The organism is Nocardiopsis prasina DSM 43845 (assembly GCF_000341265.1).
Classification (GTDB): Bacteria; Actinomycetota; Actinomycetes; order Streptosporangiales; family Streptosporangiaceae; genus Nocardiopsis; species Nocardiopsis prasina.
In genome coordinates, this window is record NZ_ANAE01000049.1 from 1 (window position 1) to 2,311 (window position 2,311).

General features: G+C 70.2%; 4 protein-coding genes. 2 read left to right on the top strand and 2 right to left on the bottom strand.

What is annotated here, in order from left to right; translation table 11 throughout:
- Positions 1–195: thiolase family protein (locus D452_RS29355; RefSeq protein WP_449289513.1), on the bottom strand; the 195-nt coding region annotated here is incomplete at its 3' end.
- 540 nt (positions 196–735) lie between these two features.
- On the opposite strand from D452_RS29355, the gene D452_RS0101280 reads away from it, so the two are divergent.
- Together D452_RS0101280 and D452_RS30780 are read left to right on the top strand one after the other, a co-directional pair.
- Positions 736–1,878: an acyl-CoA dehydrogenase family protein gene (locus tag D452_RS0101280; protein WP_017542353.1), complete on the top strand. Its 1,143-nt coding sequence runs from the start codon at positions 736–738 to the stop codon at positions 1,876–1,878.
- Between the two features lie 35 nt (positions 1,879–1,913).
- On the top strand, positions 1,914–2,081 hold the full coding sequence (locus D452_RS30780; RefSeq protein ID WP_017542354.1) for a hypothetical protein: 168 nt from the start codon (positions 1,914–1,916) through the stop codon (positions 2,079–2,081).
- A 79-nt stretch (positions 2,082–2,160) separates the two neighbouring features.
- Here the strand turns inward: D452_RS30780 and D452_RS31165 are convergent.
- Positions 2,161–2,311 (bottom strand): ATP-binding protein (locus D452_RS31165; protein WP_169336551.1); only part of this gene is annotated, 151 nt, incomplete at its 5' end.

Below are 2,311 nucleotides of genomic sequence, written 5' to 3' on the forward strand. Positions count from 1 at the left end.
GTCGAGTGCCTGGGGTCCGACCTGGCTCACGCAGCCCATGACGACGTCCTCGACCGCCTCCGGGTCGGCTCCGGTGCGGTCGACCAGCTCCTTGAGGACGTGCGCGCCCAGGTCCGCCGGGTGCACGCCCGCGAGGGCGCCCTTCTTCGTTCCTACCGGGGTCCGGACGGCCCCGACGATGTATGCCTCAGCCACTGTGCCCTCCTGAGAGCCTGCGGTGTCCGCTACGCGTGGATCCTTTACCGAACCATATTCGGTTTCCGGGCTCAGGCAAGAGCCCGGGCCATCGTGCGGCACTGCGACACGCCGGAGGCGGCCGCGCCAGGTCAGCTGGTCGACGAACAGTCCGCCCAGCAGCGGTCCGGCCACGCTGGCCGTACCGAAAGAGGCGCCGAAGAACCACAGCGGCGTGCTCGCGGTGACGGTGAGCAGCAGCGCGGTCATGATCACGGCGATGCCGCCGCGGTCCCGCCGCTCTTTGCGTCTGCGCGGGTACGCACTGTGCTTCCCCATCGGACGTGCCCCCGATCGGCGCCGGAGCGGTGCAGGTGCGGGCTGTGGCCAGCAGCCTAGGCAGCACGCCGCCGGGCGGCGGCGCCGGGCGGGGGTGCGGCGGACTTTGCCGGAACCCTCCTCCGGACCTGCCGAACCGAATCTTGTTCGGTTACGGTGGGCGGGCGCGCGGGGCGCGGGCGCGTGGAACGGCGGAGCCCGCAACGAGACTAGGAGCCGGCCATGCACAGGGAGCTCTTCGATACCGACCACGACCTCTTCCGCGAGTCGGCGGCGGAATTCCTCAAGCGCGAAGTGGTCCCCTACCACGGGCAGTGGGAGAAGGACGGCATCGTTCCGCGCGACGTGTGGACCAAAGCGGGCGAGGTGGGCCTGCTCGGTCTGGGGGTGCCCGAGGCGTACGGCGGATCGGGCGTCGACGACTTCCGGTTCAACACCGTGGTCTCCGAGGAGATCTGCCGCGCCGGGGCCAGCGGACTGGGGTTCACGCTGCAGAACGACGTCATCGCGCCCTATCTGGTGCGGCTGACCACCGAGGAGCAGAAGCGCAGGTGGCTGCCGGGCTTCGCGTCGGGCGAGCTGATCACCGCCATCGCCATGACCGAGCCGGGCGCGGGCAGCGACCTGCAGGCCATCAGCACCACCGCCGTCCGCGACGGCGACGAGTACGTGGTCAACGGGCAGAAGACGTTCATCACCAACGGCATCAACGCCGACCTGGTGGTCGTGGTGGTCCGCACCGACCCCGACGCCGGGGCGCACGGACTCTCCCTCCTGGCGGTCGAGCGGGGCACACCCGGCTTCGAGCGCGGCCGCAACCTGGACAAGATCGGGCTGAAGGCCCAGGACACCGCCGAACTGTCGTTCACCGACGTCCGGGTTCCGGCGTCCAACCTCATCGGCGGGGAGAACCAGGGGTTCGTCCACCTGATGGAGAACCTGCCCCAAGAGCGGTTGTCGATCGCCGTGGCGGCCACCGCCGGCGCCGAGAAGGTGCTGGCCGAGACCATCGAGTACTGCAAGGACCGCTCCGCGTTCGGCCGCCCGATCAGCAAGTTCCAGAACACCCGTTTCACGCTGGCCGAACTGTCCACCGAGGCCGACCTCGCCCGCACCTACGTCGACCGCGCGATCACGCTGCTCGACCGCGGCGAGCTGACCGTGGAGGACGCGGCCAAGGCCAAATGGTGGACCACCGAAATGGCCAATCGGCTCATCGACCGGTGCTTGCAGCTGCACGGCGGGTACGGGTACATGATGGAATACCCCGTGGCGAAGGCGTGGCAGGACGCACGGATCCAATCGATCTTCGGCGGCACGACCGAGATCATGAAGGAGATCGTGGGTCGCTCGCTGGGCCTGTAGCCACCCCCTCGACGGGTTGCGGCGAAAGGGTCACGATGAGCGGCGCGTGGGACGGCCTGATCGTCCTCGGACTCCTGATCATCCTGCTGGTGCTGGGCGTGCGCAGGCTCCGGCCGCGCATCCACATTCCGTGGGCCACCGGCGGCATCGTGGTCTGCTTCATCTTCGTCGTCCTGCTGCTGTGGGCGTGGTCCAACCGGTGAACGCGCCGCAGCCCGGCTCAGCGCCCCGGCCGGGCGCCGCCCGGTCGCCGGCCCCGCCGGGGTGCGCTGCGGACAGCGCCTACTCCGACTTCAGCGGGACCTCGAACCAGACCGCCTTGCCGTCGGGAGTGGGGCGCGATCCCCAGCGCGCGGCCAGCTGGTCGACGAGGTAGAGGCCGCGTCCGCCTTCGTCGTCGGCGCCGGCGCTGCGGATGCGCGGCAGCCGCAGG

Coding starts and splice junctions, on each gene's coding strand:
- D452_RS0101280 (WP_017542353.1), top strand. CDS start 736: ATGCACAGGGAGCTCTTCGATACCGACCACGACCTCTTCCGCGAGTCG.
- D452_RS30780 (WP_017542354.1), top strand. CDS start 1,914: ATGAGCGGCGCGTGGGACGGCCTGATCGTCCTCGGACTCCTGATCATC.